The 14,982-nt window shown below is 71.6% G+C and carries 18 protein-coding genes, 2 tRNA genes and 1 pseudogene; 13 read left to right on the forward strand and 8 right to left on the reverse strand.

Annotated features, from left to right (window positions below):
• Nucleotides 1-12: 12 nt before the first annotated feature.
• The gene (locus ACQPYE_RS37060) at nucleotides 13-819 is read left to right on the forward strand and encodes a metal-dependent hydrolase (RefSeq protein ID WP_498723064.1); all 807 of its coding nucleotides are present in this window, start codon (nucleotides 13-15) and stop codon (nucleotides 817-819) included.
• A 141-nt stretch (nucleotides 820-960) separates the two neighbouring features.
• Nucleotides 961-1,440 carry a hypothetical protein gene (locus tag ACQPYE_RS37065; RefSeq protein WP_498717777.1) on the forward strand — a complete coding sequence of 160 codons (480 nt, stop codon included), beginning with the start codon at nucleotides 961-963 and terminating at the stop codon, nucleotides 1,438-1,440.
• Nucleotides 1,441-1,469: 29 nt separating this feature from the next.
• Here ACQPYE_RS37065 and ACQPYE_RS37070 read toward each other — a convergent pair whose 3' ends face one another.
• From ACQPYE_RS37070 to ACQPYE_RS37080, 3 genes are all read right to left on the reverse strand, one after another.
• Nucleotides 1,470-1,727: a metallothionein gene (locus ACQPYE_RS37070; protein WP_498717778.1), complete on the reverse strand. Its 258-nt coding sequence runs from the start codon at nucleotides 1,725-1,727 to the stop codon at nucleotides 1,470-1,472.
• 100 nt (nucleotides 1,728-1,827) lie between these two features.
• A tRNA-Pro gene (locus ACQPYE_RS37075) sits at nucleotides 1,828-1,901 on the reverse strand.
• Nucleotides 1,902-1,975: transfer RNA gene (locus tag ACQPYE_RS37080), tRNA-Pro, on the reverse strand.
• Nucleotides 1,976-2,034: 59 nt separating this feature from the next.
• Here ACQPYE_RS37080 and ACQPYE_RS37085 point away from each other — a divergent pair.
• The gene (locus ACQPYE_RS37085; RefSeq protein ID WP_498717779.1) at nucleotides 2,035-3,150 is read left to right on the forward strand and encodes a J domain-containing protein; all 1,116 of its coding nucleotides are present in this window, start codon (nucleotides 2,035-2,037) and stop codon (nucleotides 3,148-3,150) included.
• On the opposite strand, the gene ACQPYE_RS37090 is transcribed toward ACQPYE_RS37085, so the two are convergent.
• On the reverse strand, nucleotides 3,143-4,483 hold the full coding sequence (locus ACQPYE_RS37090) for a glycosyl hydrolase (RefSeq protein WP_498717780.1): 1,341 nt from the start codon (nucleotides 4,481-4,483) through the stop codon (nucleotides 3,143-3,145). The genes ACQPYE_RS37085 and ACQPYE_RS37090 overlap by 8 nt on opposite strands.
• Before the next feature lie 165 nt (nucleotides 4,484-4,648).
• Between ACQPYE_RS37090 and ACQPYE_RS37095 the strand changes: the two genes are divergently transcribed.
• The gene (locus ACQPYE_RS37095; protein ID WP_498717781.1) at nucleotides 4,649-5,827 is read left to right on the forward strand and encodes an LLM class flavin-dependent oxidoreductase; all 1,179 of its coding nucleotides are present in this window, start codon (nucleotides 4,649-4,651) and stop codon (nucleotides 5,825-5,827) included.
• A gap of 30 nt (nucleotides 5,828-5,857) precedes the next feature.
• Here ACQPYE_RS37095 and ACQPYE_RS37100 read toward each other — a convergent pair whose 3' ends face one another.
• Together ACQPYE_RS37100 and ACQPYE_RS37105 are read right to left on the reverse strand one after the other, a co-directional pair.
• Nucleotides 5,858-6,619 (reverse strand): hypothetical protein, encoded by a 762-nt coding sequence (locus ACQPYE_RS37100; RefSeq protein ID WP_498717782.1) that lies wholly within the window; start codon nucleotides 6,617-6,619, stop codon nucleotides 5,858-5,860.
• A complete protein-coding gene (locus tag ACQPYE_RS37105) occupies nucleotides 6,619-6,888 on the reverse strand; it encodes a hypothetical protein (RefSeq protein WP_498717783.1) in 270 nt (89 codons plus the stop codon). The genes ACQPYE_RS37100 and ACQPYE_RS37105 overlap by 1 nt, the downstream gene beginning before the upstream one ends.
• Before the next feature lie 225 nt (nucleotides 6,889-7,113).
• Between ACQPYE_RS37105 and ACQPYE_RS37110 the strand changes: the two are divergent.
• Nucleotides 7,114-7,686 (forward strand): annotated as a pseudogene (locus ACQPYE_RS37110) (HhH-GPD-type base excision DNA repair protein); the annotation flags it as partial.
• Nucleotides 7,687-7,851: 165 nt separating this feature from the next.
• Nucleotides 7,852-9,342 carry a serine/threonine-protein kinase gene (locus ACQPYE_RS37115; protein WP_498717784.1) on the forward strand — a complete coding sequence of 497 codons (1,491 nt, stop codon included), beginning with the start codon at nucleotides 7,852-7,854 and terminating at the stop codon, nucleotides 9,340-9,342.
• Here ACQPYE_RS37115 and ACQPYE_RS37120 read toward each other — a convergent pair.
• Complete coding sequence (locus ACQPYE_RS37120) at nucleotides 9,276-10,475, reverse strand: MFS transporter (protein ID WP_498717785.1); 1,200 nt, start codon at nucleotides 10,473-10,475, stop codon at nucleotides 9,276-9,278. The genes ACQPYE_RS37115 and ACQPYE_RS37120 overlap by 67 nt on opposite strands.
• Before the next feature lie 76 nt (nucleotides 10,476-10,551).
• On the opposite strand from ACQPYE_RS37120, the gene ACQPYE_RS37125 reads away from it, so the two are divergent.
• From ACQPYE_RS37125 to ACQPYE_RS37155, 7 genes are all read left to right on the forward strand, one after another.
• Nucleotides 10,552-10,869, forward strand: coding sequence for an ArsR/SmtB family transcription factor (locus tag ACQPYE_RS37125; RefSeq protein ID WP_498717786.1), 318 nt, complete (start codon nucleotides 10,552-10,554; stop codon nucleotides 10,867-10,869).
• A gap of 11 nt (nucleotides 10,870-10,880) precedes the next feature.
• Complete coding sequence (locus ACQPYE_RS37130; RefSeq protein ID WP_498717787.1) at nucleotides 10,881-11,294, forward strand: hypothetical protein; 414 nt, start codon at nucleotides 10,881-10,883, stop codon at nucleotides 11,292-11,294.
• A gap of 49 nt (nucleotides 11,295-11,343) precedes the next feature.
• Complete coding sequence (locus tag ACQPYE_RS37135) at nucleotides 11,344-12,120, forward strand: ABC transporter permease (RefSeq protein ID WP_498717788.1); 777 nt, start codon at nucleotides 11,344-11,346, stop codon at nucleotides 12,118-12,120.
• Nucleotides 12,113-12,910 carry an ABC transporter permease gene (locus tag ACQPYE_RS37140; RefSeq protein WP_498717789.1) on the forward strand — a complete coding sequence of 266 codons (798 nt, stop codon included), beginning with the start codon at nucleotides 12,113-12,115 and terminating at the stop codon, nucleotides 12,908-12,910. The genes ACQPYE_RS37135 and ACQPYE_RS37140 overlap by 8 nt, the downstream gene beginning before the upstream one ends.
• Nucleotides 12,907-13,863, forward strand: coding sequence for an ABC transporter ATP-binding protein (locus ACQPYE_RS37145; protein WP_498717790.1), 957 nt, complete (start codon nucleotides 12,907-12,909; stop codon nucleotides 13,861-13,863). The genes ACQPYE_RS37140 and ACQPYE_RS37145 overlap by 4 nt, the downstream gene beginning before the upstream one ends.
• A gap of 37 nt (nucleotides 13,864-13,900) precedes the next feature.
• Nucleotides 13,901-14,296, forward strand: coding sequence for a bacteriophage spanin2 family protein (locus ACQPYE_RS37150; RefSeq protein WP_498717791.1), 396 nt, complete (start codon nucleotides 13,901-13,903; stop codon nucleotides 14,294-14,296).
• A 67-nt stretch (nucleotides 14,297-14,363) separates the two neighbouring features.
• Nucleotides 14,364-14,588, forward strand: coding sequence for a DUF1918 domain-containing protein (locus ACQPYE_RS37155; RefSeq protein ID WP_123745377.1), 225 nt, complete (start codon nucleotides 14,364-14,366; stop codon nucleotides 14,586-14,588).
• On the opposite strand, the gene ACQPYE_RS37160 is transcribed toward ACQPYE_RS37155, so the two are convergent.
• Nucleotides 14,510-14,701, reverse strand: coding sequence for a hypothetical protein (locus ACQPYE_RS37160; RefSeq protein ID WP_498723108.1), 192 nt, complete (start codon nucleotides 14,699-14,701; stop codon nucleotides 14,510-14,512). The two genes, ACQPYE_RS37155 and ACQPYE_RS37160, sit on opposite strands and share 79 nt — an antisense overlap.
• Between the last annotated feature and the right edge of the window lie 281 nt (nucleotides 14,702-14,982).

Here is a 14,982-nt window from a genome sequence, read left to right on the forward strand (position 1 = left end):
AAGGGGGCAGCGTTGTCGACGGGTCCGACCCACGCCATGAGCGGTCTGCTGGCCTGGGCGGCGGTGACCGCGATGGCCGAGAACCACCCCATCGGCCAGCTCACGCCGCAGAGCTGGGCGGTCGGCGCGGTGCTCGCCACCGGCGCCGCCCTGCTGCCCGACCTCGACCACCCGTCCTCGACCATCTCGCGGACGTTCGGGCCGGTCAGCGCGGGCGCGTCGGCCCTGATCAACACGATCAGCTCGTTCGTCTACCGCACCACCCGCACCCGCAAGGACTCCAACCGCGACGGCGGGCACCGCGGCCTGACGCACACGCTGGCGTTCGCCCTGGCCGCCGCCGTCGGCACGACCGCCGTGGTGCAGCAGTCGCAGAAGTGGGCGCTGCCCGCGCTGATGTTCGTGTTCGCCGGCCTGGCCGTGCGCGGGATCATGAACGACTGGTGCCCCCAGAAGGACGCCCTGCTCATCACCGGCGTCTCGGCCGCCATCACGGTTGCCTGCGTGGCCTGGACGGCGCAGACGCCGGCCAGCGCGGCGGCGTGCGGCATCGCGGTGGGGGTCGGGTGCTTCGCCCACTACCTCGGCGACGCGATCACCGAGCAGGGCTGCCCGATCCTGTGGCCGATCCCGCTGATGGGCAAGACCTGGTTCCCGGTCGCGCCGCCGAAGATCATGCGGATGAAGACCGGCGGCACGGTCGAGATGGCGATCGTCGGCCCGCTGGTCACGATCCTCAGCGTGTGGCTGTCCGCCGCCGCGTTGCAGCAGACGGGCGCGCTCCCGTTCCTCGGAGGTTTCGACCTGCTACCCATCTGAGTTTCGGATACCGGCCATTCGGCGGCTACCACTTCATCACCCGAACGGACTAGCCTCCACCGAAATCCTGTCCCGCGCCGACCGCGCCGAGGAGGACTTCGTGCCCCACCCCACGCACGACGACGTCGCCGAGGCGGCCGGATGACCACCTGGCTCGGCCTCAACGCCGGTCACGACGACCGGACGACCGCGGACACCGTCGCGGTGTCGCTGTACGAGACGTTGCTGTTCCACGCCCAGCTCGTGTGCGTCCACGACGTGGAGGGACGGCACGCGATGTCGTTCCGGCTCGCCGAGGAGCCCTCGGAGAACACCGTGTCGACGCTGATCGAACGCGGCTACGGCGTGGCGGTGCACAACGGCTCGCTGCACACCCTCGCCGGACCCGAGGAGCTGAACCGGGGCGCGCTGCGTGCGGCGTTGGCGCACCGCGACCGGCGGGAGGGCCGGGCGCTGCGGTTCCCCGGCCAGCGCGCGCTGCGCGGCCGTTACGGCGTGTCGGACATCCTCGCGTTCAGCGCGATCGAGGAGGTCCTGCCGCACGGCACCAAGAGCGTCGACGCGCGCGGCGACCTGCAACCGGCGTTCGTCAACGGCAAGCTGGTGCTGGACTGCGGCTGAGACCGGCTGAGACCGGCTGAGACCGGTGGTCAGCCGGGGTGCGCGCCGACCGTGTCCTTGATCTCGGCGCCGAGGTGGTCCGCGCTGCGCGCGCAGTGGGCGCAGCAGAAGAACCGGCCACTCACCTCGACGCCGTGGCCCAGGATGCGGCAGTCGCAGTGCTCGCAGCGGGGCGCCAGGCGTTGGATCGCGCACTCGAAGCTGTCGAACGTGTGCACGCCACCGCCGACCGTGCGGACCTCGAAGGCCATCCAGTAGTCGTTGCCGCAGACGTCGCAAGTCGCCATGGCCCGAAGCGTGCGCCGGCCGGCGGGCACCGGCAACTCGAACCCCGCCGACGCCCGCCGGCCGCTCGAATACCCCCGCGCGCGACGAGGTCGCACCGAGCGGACCAGGCCGGACTCGAACCGGCGTCCTCCCTCCCAGGGGGAGGGCGCGTCAACCACTGCGCTACATGGTCCCGAGCCGGGCCGGATTCGAACCGGCGTCCTCCCTCCCAGGGGGAGGGCGCGACAACCACTGCGCTACCGGGCTCCTGACCCAACACTAACCATGACCGCGGTCCCGGAGACAGGGCCGCTAAGGTCTGCCCTCGTGCGCGGAGTCGACTACTACGAACTCCTCGGGGTCGGCCGCTACGCGTCCGAGGCGGAGATCAAGTCCGCTTACCGCTCCCTGGCCAAGGTCATGCACCCGGACGCGGGCGGGTCCTCCGGCACCTTCCGGATGCTGCAAGAGGCATATGACACCCTGCGGGACCCGACCCGCCGACGTGACTACGACCGCGGGTGGACGTTCACCCGTCCGGGCGCACGGCCGACCTCGCCGACCCGCCCGCCGCGCTCCGGTCGGACCGGCCGGTTGCGCAACTTCGGCGAAGACCCCGACTTCGTACCTCCGAAGCCCGTGGTGGACCTCGGCGGCCTCGCGTGGTGGCACCTGGTCGACGTCGCCCAGCGGGTCCGGTACGTGCCGGCCGCCGGTCCGGGGCACGCGCCCGCGCTGGCGGCCATGTGCGGCTGGTTCTTCCTGCTGCTGCCGGTGGTCGTCATCGACTTCTCGCCGTTGGCGCTCGGCGTCTGGCTGCTGGTGGTGGCCGCGGCGGCGACGGCGGCGTTCCGGCTGGTGCGGCGGTACCTGGCGGCGATCCGGGCCGACCGGTCGTTCACGCTGGACCACGACACCGGCGTGGTGCACGGGACCACGGACGACCGGGTCTGCGAACGGCTCACCGCCGACCTGCTCAACCAGTACCTGACCCGGCTGCCCGGCGCGCGGATCTTCCACGGCCTCGCCTGGCCCGGCTCGGTGTTCGCCGACGTCGACCACGCCGTGCTGTGCGGGCGGAGGTTGGTGCTGATCGAGTCGAAGTCGTGGCTGCCCGGGCACTACGAGGCCGAGGACGACGGCGCCGTGTGGCGCAACGGCCACCCGTTCCGGGGCGGCGGCATGCGGATGCCGCGCAGCCTCGCGGTGTACCGGAAGCTGCTGCCGTGGCTGGACATCCGGACCGCGCTGCTGGTCTACCCGAGCCGCGAGGGCGTGGTGACCACCGAGGAACCGGCGGACGCCATCGTGCCGCCGATGACGCCCGCCCAGTTCGTCGAGGAGATCGGCGACTGGCTGGCCGAGGACCCGGCCACCGTGGACCGGGAGGCGCTGCGGCTGCTGATCGGGCAGGTCGTGCCGATCGTGCGGACCGCTAGCTGAACACGCCCATCTCCCAGAGCGAGTAGCCGTACGGGGTGGCGCGTTGGAAGGCGTGCAGCTTCACGTAGCGCGCGCTCGTGTCGAGCACGATCTCGTCCGTGCCGCCGTCGGCCGCGTAGTCCTCGTGCACGGTGGTCCAGGTCGTGCCGTCGGACGAGACCTGGACCTGGTACTGCCGGGCGTGCGCGGCCTCCCAGTCGAGCCGGACGCGGCGGACCGGTCGCGTCGAGCCGAGGTCGACCCACAGCGAGTGCCGGTCGGTGAACGCGCTGCTCCACCGGGTGGTCGGGTCCCCGTCGAACGCGTGGGCAGGCGGGTGGGCGGCGCTCTCGGTGGTAGTCGACCAGGACGGGCGGCCGAGGGCGAGGTTGCCGCCGCCGTCCAGCCGGCCCTGGTTGACCGCGCGCGGTGAGGCGTAGGTGGCGCGGACGGCGCTGTCGGGGTTGAGCTGCTTGTCGTCGAAGAACTCCGGCCACGCCATGAAGTACGCCCAGTCGGGTTGGGACGCCAGCTCGGCGGGTGACGGGACCTTGCCGACCTCGGCCAGCGCCAGCGGCTTGCCCGGCGCGAGCGACTTGAGGGTGTCGTAGTACGTGGTGGCGGGCCAGAAGCTGTTCCACGCGTCGAGCGACACGACGTCGGCGTACGCCGGGCCCGGGTAGTAGTCGGCGATGCGGGCGGGGTCGAGGTCCTTGACGTTCCAGACCCACGCCATGCCGGTCAGGCCGCGCGTCCGGACGAGGTGGTCGTGGGTGAGCTGGTAGAGGCGGCGGCTGCCGCTCGCGCCGGGTCGCCCGCCCCACCAGGACCAGCCGTCGTTCATCTCGTGCAGCGGCCGGAACAGCGGTTGCACGCCGGCGTCGAGGAGTCGGCGCAGGAACGGCACGACCTCGTCGAGGCGCGACTTCCAGGCGTTGTTGAGGGCGGTGCCGTCGGTGACCAGCTGCGCCCACTGCGCGTCGGTGAGGTCGTCGTTCACGCCCGCGTCCCAGCCGCAGGCGGTGGGTCGGGTCGGCGGGCAGACGTGCCAGGTCAGCGTGACGAGCGAGCCGTTGCGCCACTCGGTCAGGGCCTGGTCGACCATGGTCTGGCGGTGGGTGACGTCGTCCTGCGCGAAGAGGAAGTCACCTCCCCACAGACCGGGGTGGACGCCGGTGATCGCGTGGACCTTGGCGGTGTGGCGCGCGGGGTCGGAGTTGGGCTCTTTGTTGTGCATCCCGGTCACCGTGCGGCTGCCGGTGATCCGCTTCAGGTAGTCGACCACCGGGGTCGGCGGCGGTGCGGCCGCGGCGGGTGGGGCGAGGGTCGCCAGAAGGAGGGCTACCAGCGTCATCGCTGTTCGCACTGCGTCCTGCCTCTCGAAGGGTGGCGGCCTTTGAGCGTGGCGGCGGCGTGGTTGGACGGTAGCGATTAACCGGTTAAGCAGTCAACCGAATGGCGCATGTCGCGGCGGGCGTCCGCGGGCTACGTTTCGGCGAGCCCACGGGAGGAGTCGGCTGTGCAGATCGACGTCTTCAACGAGATCCAGGACCCGCGCCCGTGGCAGGAGGGTCACCAGCACGCGCGCATCACCGAGGCGTTGGCGCAGGCGGAGCTGGCCGACGAGCTCGGCTACGGCTGCTGGTGGCAGGTCGAGCACCACGGCGCCGACGAGTTCAGCCTGTCGTCCGCGCCGGAGCTGATGCTGGCCGCGATCTCGCAGCGGACGTCGAGGATCAGGCTGGGCCACGCCGCCGTGCTCGCGCCGGCGCGGTTCAACCACCCGATCAGGGCAGCCGAACGCGCCGCGATGCTCGACCACCTGAGCGGCGGGCGGCTGGAGTTCGGCTTGACCAGGTCCACCGCGCCGGAGTGGCGGCTGTTCGGCGTCGACCCGGCGGACGTGCGGCGGCAGACGCAGCAGGCGTTCGAGATGATCCCGCGGATGTGGACGTCGGAGCGGTTCTCGCACTCCAGCGAGGACTTCGAGATCCGCGACGTGCCGATCGTGCCCAAGCCGCTGCAACGACCCCACCCGCCGCTGTGGCAGGCGGCGGCCAGCCCGGCGTCGTTCGAGGAGGCCGGGCAGCGGGGCGTCGGCGTCCTCGGCACGACCATCTGGGAGTCCGTCGAGCGGGTGCGCCGGATGGTCGGCCTGTACCGGGCGGCGGCCGCGGCGTGCACGTCGCCGGTCGGCTCGTTCGTCAACGACCAGGTCGCTTTCTTCACGTTCGTGCACTGCGCGGAGACCGACGAGCAGGCGATCCGCAACGGCGCCATCGCGGCGGCGGCCTGGTACACGGTCAAGGCGCTGACGTTCTTCGAGGCGGCGGACTCCTTCGTCGAGACCGTCCGGCGGCAGGAAGCGCTGCTGAACGACCCCACCGGCGGCGGGCTGACCGGCGAGTTCCTGCGGGCGGAAGCCGCGGGCGCCACCGGCCCGAACCGCGCCCAGGTGGTGATCGGCCGCGTCCTGCAGGGCGACGACGTGGAGCCGGAGGAGATCTTCGAGGCGCTGAACGAGCAGGACTCGCTGATCGTCGGCAGCCCGGAGACGTGCCGGAAGAAGCTGCGCGTCTACGCGGACATGGGCATCGACCGGCTGATGGCCTTCCACCAGGTCGGCAGCCTGAAGCACGAGGACGTCATGCAGAGCCTGCGCCTGGTCGGCGAACTGATCCCCGAGTTCGCCAAGTGAGGTAGCGGTTGGTGGACCGTTGGTGCACGACTAGCCGGCTTCGCACCCTTCGAGGAGCCGTGCCGCCTCAGCGGGATCCATGAGGTTGGAGTACGCCTGCTCACCAGGACGGAGCTGCCGGTTCGGCATGGCGAACTCGGGGTACCACCCGTCCCGGTCACAGCCGGGCACGAGGCTGAGGACCACAGCCACCATGTTGTCAGGCACCGGACCGGTGATCCGCAGCGCTACGTACGTGCCCCGCTCCTCCGAGCCTTGGACGAGCACACCGAGTTCCGCGCCCGCGACTTCATCAGCGTGCTCGTGCCCGTCCAACAGTGAAGCGCGCACCAGTCGGCGCACGGTGTCCCGCAGCGTGCGCAGGATGCGAACACCCGCTTCAGCCCGGTACCGGTCGCGGTCATCATCTCCGGGAAGCCACGGCTCGCAGCACGTCTGCGATTTCAGAGGCGGACTGTGCTCGGCGTTGTACCGAGCACGTGCGGCCACTGCCGCAGTGGCGAGCGCTTCGTAGAAGTCATCGCGACTGCCGTCTTCCCGCACTCCAGCCGCCAAGAGCCAACTCGGCTCTCCCGTTTCGACAACGGCTCCTCGCCACCGCTGCACCTTGACCTTGAACAGGACCACGTCGTCCACAGACCGGATGCGCTCACGGGGTCCGGTCGGCACGGCGAATTGTTCGTTGGCCTTCCGGATCAGCGGATGGTCGATCTCGTCCAACGGGTCGTCGATCGGTGGCGGTGCGATCCCCAGATCATCGCGCAGGCACCGCAGGGTGGGGCGGACGGCCATCAGCTCTCTCGAACTCCACCGAGCTCGTCGAGGCGCTCGCGGGACAAGCCGGTCAGGACGGCCACCCGGCCGGCTTCCGTGCCGTCGATCATCTGCATCGTGCGGCGCAGGGCGGCGTTGATCTCCTCCCGACGACCACTCAGGTACTCGCGAACCGCCGCAGCGAGGAGATCCTTCTGCGACATGTGCAGCGCGGTAGCCGCATGAGCGATCAGAGCATGCGTCTCTTGATCGACCTTGACCGGAGCGGACTGAGCAGCCATGAACACCTCCAGTACCCTAGGGTACTCTGGTACCGTCGTTCGTCAAATCTCCGGAGCCGGCGCGGAAGAAGCTGCGCGTCTACGCGGACATGGGCATCGACCGGCTGATGGCCTTCCACCAGGTCGGCAGCCTGAAGCACGAGGACGTCATGCAGAGCCTGCGCCTGGTCGGCGAACTGATCCCCGAGTTCGCCAAGTGAGGCCGGGGCAGCGGGTGGGAGGATGGCGCGCATGCCGAAGAAGCTGCGCCTGACCGGTGACCCGGCCGCCGACAAGCTGCTGAGCGACGACCCGTTCGCCTTGCTGGTAGGCCTGTTGCTGGACCAGCAGTTCCCGATGGAGCACGCCTTCGCGGGGCCGCGGAAGATCGCGGACCGGATGGACGGGTTCAGCATCGAGAAGATCGCGGAGACCGAGGTCGAGGCGTTCGTGGAGCTGTGCGTGCAGCCGCCCGCCATCCACCGGTACGGCGCGTCGATGGCGCGTCGGGTCCACGCGCTCGCGTTGCACGTGATCGAGCACTACAAGGGCAAGGCGGCGAACATCTGGAAGGCCGGGAAGCCGGACGGCCGGGAAGTGCTGCGGCGGGTGAAGGAGTTGCCCGGGTTCGGCGACCAGAAGGCCCGCATCTTCGTCGCGCTGCTCGGCAAGCAGCGCGGGGTGACGCCGGACGGGTGGCGGGAGGCGGCTGGGGCGTACGGCGAGGAGGGCTCGCGGCGGTCCATCGCGGACGTGACCAGTGCCGAAACGTTGGCCGAGGTGCGGGCGTTCAAGAAGGCGGCGAAGGCGGAGGGCAAGGCCGGGGGCGAGGCCGGTGGTCCGGTGGGAGCGAAGGCCCCGGTGAAGGCCGAGGTGAAGGCGGCGGCGAAGGGCAAGGCGGCGGTGAAGGCGCCCGCCAAGGCTCCTGCGAAGGCGCCCGCGAAGGGGAAGACGACGGGCAGGGCGGCGGTGAAGGGCTAGAGTCCCGGCGTGGAGTTGCCTGGTCTGACCGATCTCACGCCGCTGGGCCAGGGTGGTTTCGCCACCGTCTACCGCGCCCGCCAGGTCCAGCTGAACCGCGAGGTCGCGGTGAAGATCGACAACCGGGTGCTGCAGAGCGAACGTGACCGGCGGCGGTTCCTGCGCGAGGCGCACGCGGCGGCCCGGCTGTCCGGGCACCCGCACGTGGTGTCGGTGCACGACGCCAACTTCACCCCGCAGGGCACGCCCTACCTGGTCATGGAGCTGTGCACGGGCGGCTCGCTGGCCGACGTGGTCGAGCGCGACGGGCCGCTGACCGCGGCACGGGTGCGCGAGCTGGGCGTGCAGTTGGCGGACGCGCTGGCCGCGGCGCACGCGGAAGGCGTGCTGCACCGGGACATCAAGCCGGGCAACATCCTGCTGGACCGCTACGGCACGGTGAAGCTCGCCGACTTCGGGTTGGCGGCGCTGCTGGACGCCGAAGGCTCCAGCACGGTCACGCGGGACGCGTTGAGCCCCAGCTACGCGCCACCCGAGGCGTTCGCGATGGCCCAGCCGACGCCGGCGGCGGACGTGTACTCGTTGGCGGCGACGTTGTACGACCTGCTGGCGGGCAAGCCGCCCCGGCCGGTGCCGTGGCCCGTGGAGTCGTTCGACCACCTGGGGCAGGTGCTGCGGTCGCCCGTGCCGTGGGTGCCCGGGGTGCCGCAAGGGCTGCACGAGGCGCTGGTGCGGGCGTTGGAGCCCGAGGTCGGCCGTCGTACGGCGACGGCGGCCCTGCTGCGCGACGAGTTGAGCCGGAGCGTGGTGGAGCCACCGGCCCAGGCTCCGCGTCCGGTGGTGGGGTCGCCCTGGGCCCCGCGACCGGCGGCGGAGTCGTACCGGGCTCCACGACCGGTGGCCGCGTCGGCTCCGGTCTTCCCGCCGGCGGCGGGGTCGAGCTACGTCCGGCCGCCCACCAAGAAGCCGTGGGGGCTGGTGATCGGCGCATCGGTGCTGGCCACGGTCGTCGCCCTCGGCACCTGGTGGTGGGCGACGCGCAACCAGGCACCCGCGACCACCTCCACCTCGACCACCACCACCGCGCAGGGCGCCGACGCGCAGGACGACGCGGTGGCGCCGCCCCGGCTGGCGCAGTGCGGGACGGGCTACTGCGTCGCCGAACCCACCTGCTACCACGGCATCAACAACGCGGGCGGGGAGCAGGCCGCGGCACGACGGGCCGGCGACTGCTCGGTCGAGCACTTCTGGGAGGCGTTCGCCGGTGGCTGGCTGTCCGGCGCGATCCCCAAGGTCGGCAGCGACGAGCTGCTGAAGGCCCCGGAGGTCGGCGACGTGTGCACGGCCGAGGCCATGGCGGCCAACACCCGCCCGACCGTGGACACGTCGACGTGGCGGATCACCGCCGTGGCGTTCGCGGACGGCGACCGCAACTACTTCCACTGCCTGGCGAGCGAGCCGGGGGTCGGCGAGGTCACCACCAGCGCCTTCGGGTCCTGACCCGGCCTGAGCGCGAAGATCAGCACGACGAGGGCGGCCAAGGCGAGGAGCGCCGCGATCGGGGCCAGCGGGACGAGGCCCACCCAGCTGATCACCAGGCCGCCGAGCACGCCGGACAGGCCGACACCGAGGTAGATCGCGGAGGCGTTGAGCGACAGCAGCAGACCGCTGTTGGCGGGTGCGAGCTCGATCAGCCAGCTCTGGATGGGCGGGTTCGCCGACCAGGTGAGCGCGCCCCAGACGAAGAGGGCGACGGCGGCCGACACGGGGGTCGCCATGGTGAGGGGCAACGTCGCCAGCACGACGGTGAAGCAGCTGAAGAGCACGACGAGCAGCTTGCGGGTGTCGAAGCGGTCCGTGAGGCGGCCGGCGGCCCAGTTGCCGAGCACGGAACCCAGGCCGTAGGCGATGAGCAGGATGCCGACCGCGGCGCCCTCCACGTCCGCGGTCACGGCCAGCAGCGGTGCGATGTAGTTGAAGACGCTGAACACGGCCAGGCACGCGAGCACGGTCAGGCCGAGCACCATCAGCACGCGGCGGTCGGCGGCGGGTGCGAAGCGCTGCCGCAGGCCGACGGCGGGCGGTGCGTCGACGCGGGGCAGCCAGAGCCGCACGGCGATAGCGGCGAGCACCGAGACGGCCGCGATCAGCGCGAACACGCCCTGGTAGCCGAGGGGTCCGCCGAGCAGGTTGCCCGCGGGCACGCCGAGGACCAGCGAGAACGTCAGGCCGCCGAAGACCAGCGCGACGGCCCGGCCGCGGTGTTCCGGTGGGCTCAGGACGGTGGCGACGAGGGTCGCGGCGGGTGTGTAGACGGCCGCGCCGAGGGCGCTGACGACGCGGGCGGCCAGGAGCAGCGGGTAGTTCGGGGCGAGGGCGGCGAGGAGGTTGCCGACGGCGGCGACGCCGAGGGCGACGACGAGGAGCGTGCGGCGCTCCCACCGGCCGGTGAGGGCGGCGAGGACGGGTGACGAGATCGCGTAGGCGATGGCGAACGCGGTGAGCAGCTGCCCCGCCGTCGCGTGCGAGACGTCCAGCTCCTCGCTCACGGCCGGCAGCACACCGGAGACGATGTACCCGCTCGTGCCGATGGCGAACGCCCCGGCGGCGAGCAGGTAGGTCCGTGCCGACATGTGAGCTCCCCGGTCGAGTGATGTTGCGACGCCGACCGTACTACGACGTTCATCAAAGTTCGACAGGTCTCGTAGTATGGACGTCATGACCACCTCGCTGGCCCACCCCGAGCGGGACGAGATCCGGATAGCGTCGGTGCTGCACGCGCTGGCCGATCCGGTGCGGCTCCGGATCGTGCGCGCGTTGGCGACGCACGAGGAGGGCCTCTCGTGCGGGGTGCTGCCGCTGGGGGTGACGCCGTCGACCCTCACCCACCACGTGCGGACGTTGCGGGAGGCGGGTGTCGTGCGCGTCCGGCCGCAGGGGACGTCGCGGATCAGCTCGTTGCGCCGGGAGGACCTGGACGCGTTGTTCCCGGGGCTGCTCGACGGCGTGCTGGCGGCACGGCGATGAACGACGCGGCGATGAACGACGCGGCCACGAGCGGCGCGGTGACGAGCGGCGCGGCGGGTGACGCCAACGACTGGGAGTGGGTCCGGGTGCTCGCCCAGGGACGGGTGTACGACGAGGACCGGACCCCGGTGAACCGGGCGGCGTGGGCGGCGGTGGCGCTGGCCGCCTCGCACGGCGGTGAGCGGAGCGGGGTGCGGCGGGCCCGTGCGGTCGCGGACCGGTTCGCGTTGCGGGCCCGGGTGGCGCGGTCGTTGGGCGCGTGGGCGGCGGACCCGGACGTGCTGGCGGAGGACGTGATGGCGGAGGACGGGCTGTCCGGCCGGTACGGGAAGTCGGTGGCACGGGCGGTCGAGCCGGTGCTGCCGCAGGTGCGGGACGAGGGGGTGCGCGAGCGGCTTTCCGGGTGGGTGCGGGCCCGCACCTAGAACCGCGCCGGCGGTAATCGGGTTGCGCCGGTTCCTAGGGTGGACAGACGTGCGCGCTTACGCCTTTCTGGCGCTGGCCGGATTCCGCAGGTACTCCACCTACCGACAGGCGATGGTCGCCGGGATGGCGACGAACGTCGCGTTCGGGCTGCTCAGGATGGCTGTGCTGGTCGCAGCCGTCGGGCAGGGGCCCATCGCCGGCTACGACATCGCCGCTACTACGACCTACGTGTGGCTCGGCCAAGGGCTGATGGCCGTCGTCGTCCTCTGGGGCGACAAGCACCTCGCCGATCGGGTGCGCAGCGGCGACGTGGTGGTCGACCTGTACCGACCGTGGCACCTGCAGTTCGCGTTGTTCGCCGAGGACGTCGGCCGGGCGGGGTACGCCGTGCTGGTCCGGCTCGCGCCGCCGGTGGCGTTCGGCGCGTTGTTCTTCCCCTTCCGGTGGCCTTCGACCGGCACCGCGCCGGTGTTCGCGATCAGCGTGGGGTTGGCGCTGGCCGTCAGCTTCGGCATGCGGTTCCTGCTCGGCGCGACCACGTTCTGGCTCCTGGACAACCGCGGCGTCCAAGCCCTCTACACGGCCTTCACCTGGCTGTTCTGCGGACTGGCCGTGCCGCTCGCGTTCTTCCCCGAGTGGGCGTTGCCGATCGTGTGGTCGACGCCGTTCGCGGCCGTTCTGCAAGCGCCGATCGACATCTTCCTCGAACGCGGCTCCCCTTGGCCCTTCCTCGCGGGACAGGCGTTCTGGGCGGTCGCCGTGCTGGCCGCGGGGCACCTGGTGCTGAACCGGGCGGTGCGGAAGCTGGTGGTCCACGGTGGCTGAGCGGGTGTACGCGAAACTCGTCGGCGCGCGGTTGCGCGGGCAGGTGTCCTACCGCGCGTCGTTCCTCTTGCAGTGCCTCGCGCAGGCGGTCAACCAGCTCGCCGAGCTGGCGATCATCCTGGTGCTGTTCGACCGGGTGAGCGCGTTGGGTGGGTTCCCGGTCTCGGAAGTCGTGCTGATGTACGCGATCGCGGGCACGGCGTTCGGGATCGCCGACATGGTGGCCGGGCAGCTGGACGAACTGCCCACCTGCATCCGCACCGGGACGTTCGACGTGCTGCTGCTGCGCCCGTTGAGCACGTTGGCGCAGATGATGGCCTCCGACCTGCACCTGCGGAAGGTCGGGCGCATCGTCGCCGGCCTCGGCGCGCTGGCCTACGCCTTGAGCCACAACGACATCGCGTGGTCGGTGTGGACCGCCGGGCTGGTCGTCCTGGCGCCGATCAGCGGCGCGGTGATCTTCTCGTCCATCTGGGTGGCGGCCAACGCCGTGTGCTTCTGGACCGTGGACGGCCAGGAGCTGGCCAACACCGTCACGTACGGCAGCAACGCGTTCACCTCCTACCCCGCCACGGTCTACGGGCCGTGGCTGCGGCGGTTCTTCGCGTTCGTCATCCCCGGCGCGTTCGTCGCCTACTACCCCGCCCTCGCGCTGCTGGACCGGCCCGACCCGCTGGGCGGTCCGGTCTTCCTGGGCTGGATCTCACCGCTGGTCGCGCTCGCGGCGGCGGTCGTGGCCGGTCTGGTGTGGCGGACGGCCGTTCGGCACTACCGAGGGACTGGATCATGATCGAAGTGCGCGACCTGCGTCGCGAGTTCACGGTGTCCGCCAAGGTCGGCCGGTTCCGGCGGGAGAAGCGGGTGGTGCGGGCCGTCGACTCGGTCGGGTTCGACGTGGCGGCGGGCGAGGCGGTCGGGTACGTCGGGCCCAACGGCGCGGGCAAGTCGACCACCATCAAGATGCTGACCGGGATCCTGGTGCCCACGTCCGGCCACGTCCGGGTGTGCGGGGTGGAACCCTCGCGGAGCAGGCGGGAGCTGGCGCGGCGGATCGGCGTGGTGTTCGGTCAGCGCAGCCAGCTCTGGTGGGACCTGCCGCTGCGGGACAGCTTCGAGCTGCTGCGGGCGATCTACCGGGTGCCGAAGGGCGACTACGAGGGCCGGTTGCGGGAGTGCTCCGAGCTGTTGGAGCTCGGGCCCTTCCTGGACACGCCGGTCCGGCAGTTGTCGCTCGGGCAGCGGATGCGGGGCGAGGTCACGGCGTCGCTGCTGCACGGGCCGGAGCTGCTCGTCCTGGACGAGCCGACGATCGGGCTGGACCTGGAGTCCAAGGAGCGGCTCCGGGAGTTCCTGGCCGAGCTGAACGCGCAGCGGGGCACCACCCTCCTGCTCACCACGCACGACCTGGACGACATCGAGCGGCTGTGCCCCCGGTTGGTGGTGATCGACCGCGGCACGGTGCTCGCGGACGGCGCGCTGGAGGAGCTGCGCGCCGAGGTCGCGCCGGACCGGGTGCTGGTGGTCGACCTGGAGAAGCCGAGCGGCGACCTGGCCGGGCTGCCCGGCGTGACGTCGAGCCGGGTCGAGCTCGACGGCTTGCGACACCGCCTCACGTTCCGCCGGACCGAGACCACGGCGGCGGCGTTGATCTCGGCCGTGGCCGCACGGGCGGAGGTGCACGACCTGGTGGTCGTCGAGCCGGAAATCGACGACGTGGTGCGTCGGCTGTACGCGCGTCGGTAGAGTCGGACGAAACGGTCACTCAGAACGGGAGCACCCCATGCGCGCAGGTCGTCCGGTAGCCACCCTCTTGCTGGCAATGGGACTCGCCGCCGCGGTCTCCGGCTGCGAGGCCGTGCAGCAGGCCTCGGACACCGCCAACCAGGTCGGCGCGGCCGCGGACAAGGCGCAGCTGTGCGTCGAGGCGCTCAAGCTGGCCGGCTTCACGCCCGACGCCACCGACCCGCAGAAGGCGCTGGAGGAGACCCAGAAGAAGGCCGAGGAGCTGAACGCGCTCGCCGCGAAGGCGGGCGACACCACGCTCCAGGACGCCATCACCGGTGTCTCCGACACCATGGGCAAGGTGACCCTGGAGGACCTGAACCCGGCCAACATCGCGACCTGGTCGCAGCAGAAGCTGGACCAGGTGGCGAAGCTGTCCAGCGCCTGCGCCTGAGCGGAAACGTCAGGCTGTCGGTACCTTCGGAACAGTCCTACGCTGTGACGCACCGGAGGTGTTGCAGATGCACGCGACAGTAGGCGACCGGTTGCACATCCACAGCCGCGCGGTTGGTCTCGACGAGACGGTCGGCGAGATCCTCGAAGTGCGCGGCCGGGAAGGTGCACCCCCCTATCGGGTCCGCTTCTCCGACGGCCACGAAGGGCTGGTCTACCCCGGCCCCGACAGCCTGGTCGAGCCCCGGACCCCCGAATCACCCAGGATCAAGGACTCGACCTCGGCGCGGTAGAGCAGCGCCGGGTCGGTTCCCCTCGGGCCGAACCGGCCCGAGACCTCCAGGCTGAGCACGCCGTGCGGCCTGGTGAACGCACGCACGCCGGTGAGCAGCACGGCGGGGGGCACGCCGCCCTCGCCGCGCCCGCTCGCCCACCCCGCGAGCTGGGTGTCCAGTGTGGACGGCCCGGCTGCGGCGGAGCCCTCGCGCGGCAGGACGCCGAGCAGCGCGCCACGCGTCGCGGATCAGGTCGTCGCACCCTTGGAGTACCGGTGGAGCGGCTTGGCGACGGCGTTGACCGAGACCCCGGCGCCCCCCTGCTCGGCCGGCTGCTCCAGCGCGACGCGGAGGGCCGGGAGGTTCGGGCTGTCACACGTTCGGGTGGAGTTCCGGAGGGCGCGAGGGACGT

Origin of the sequence: Actinosynnema sp. CA-299493, assembly GCF_050946825.1 — a bacterium.
GTDB lineage: Bacteria > Actinomycetota > Actinomycetes > Mycobacteriales > Pseudonocardiaceae > Actinosynnema.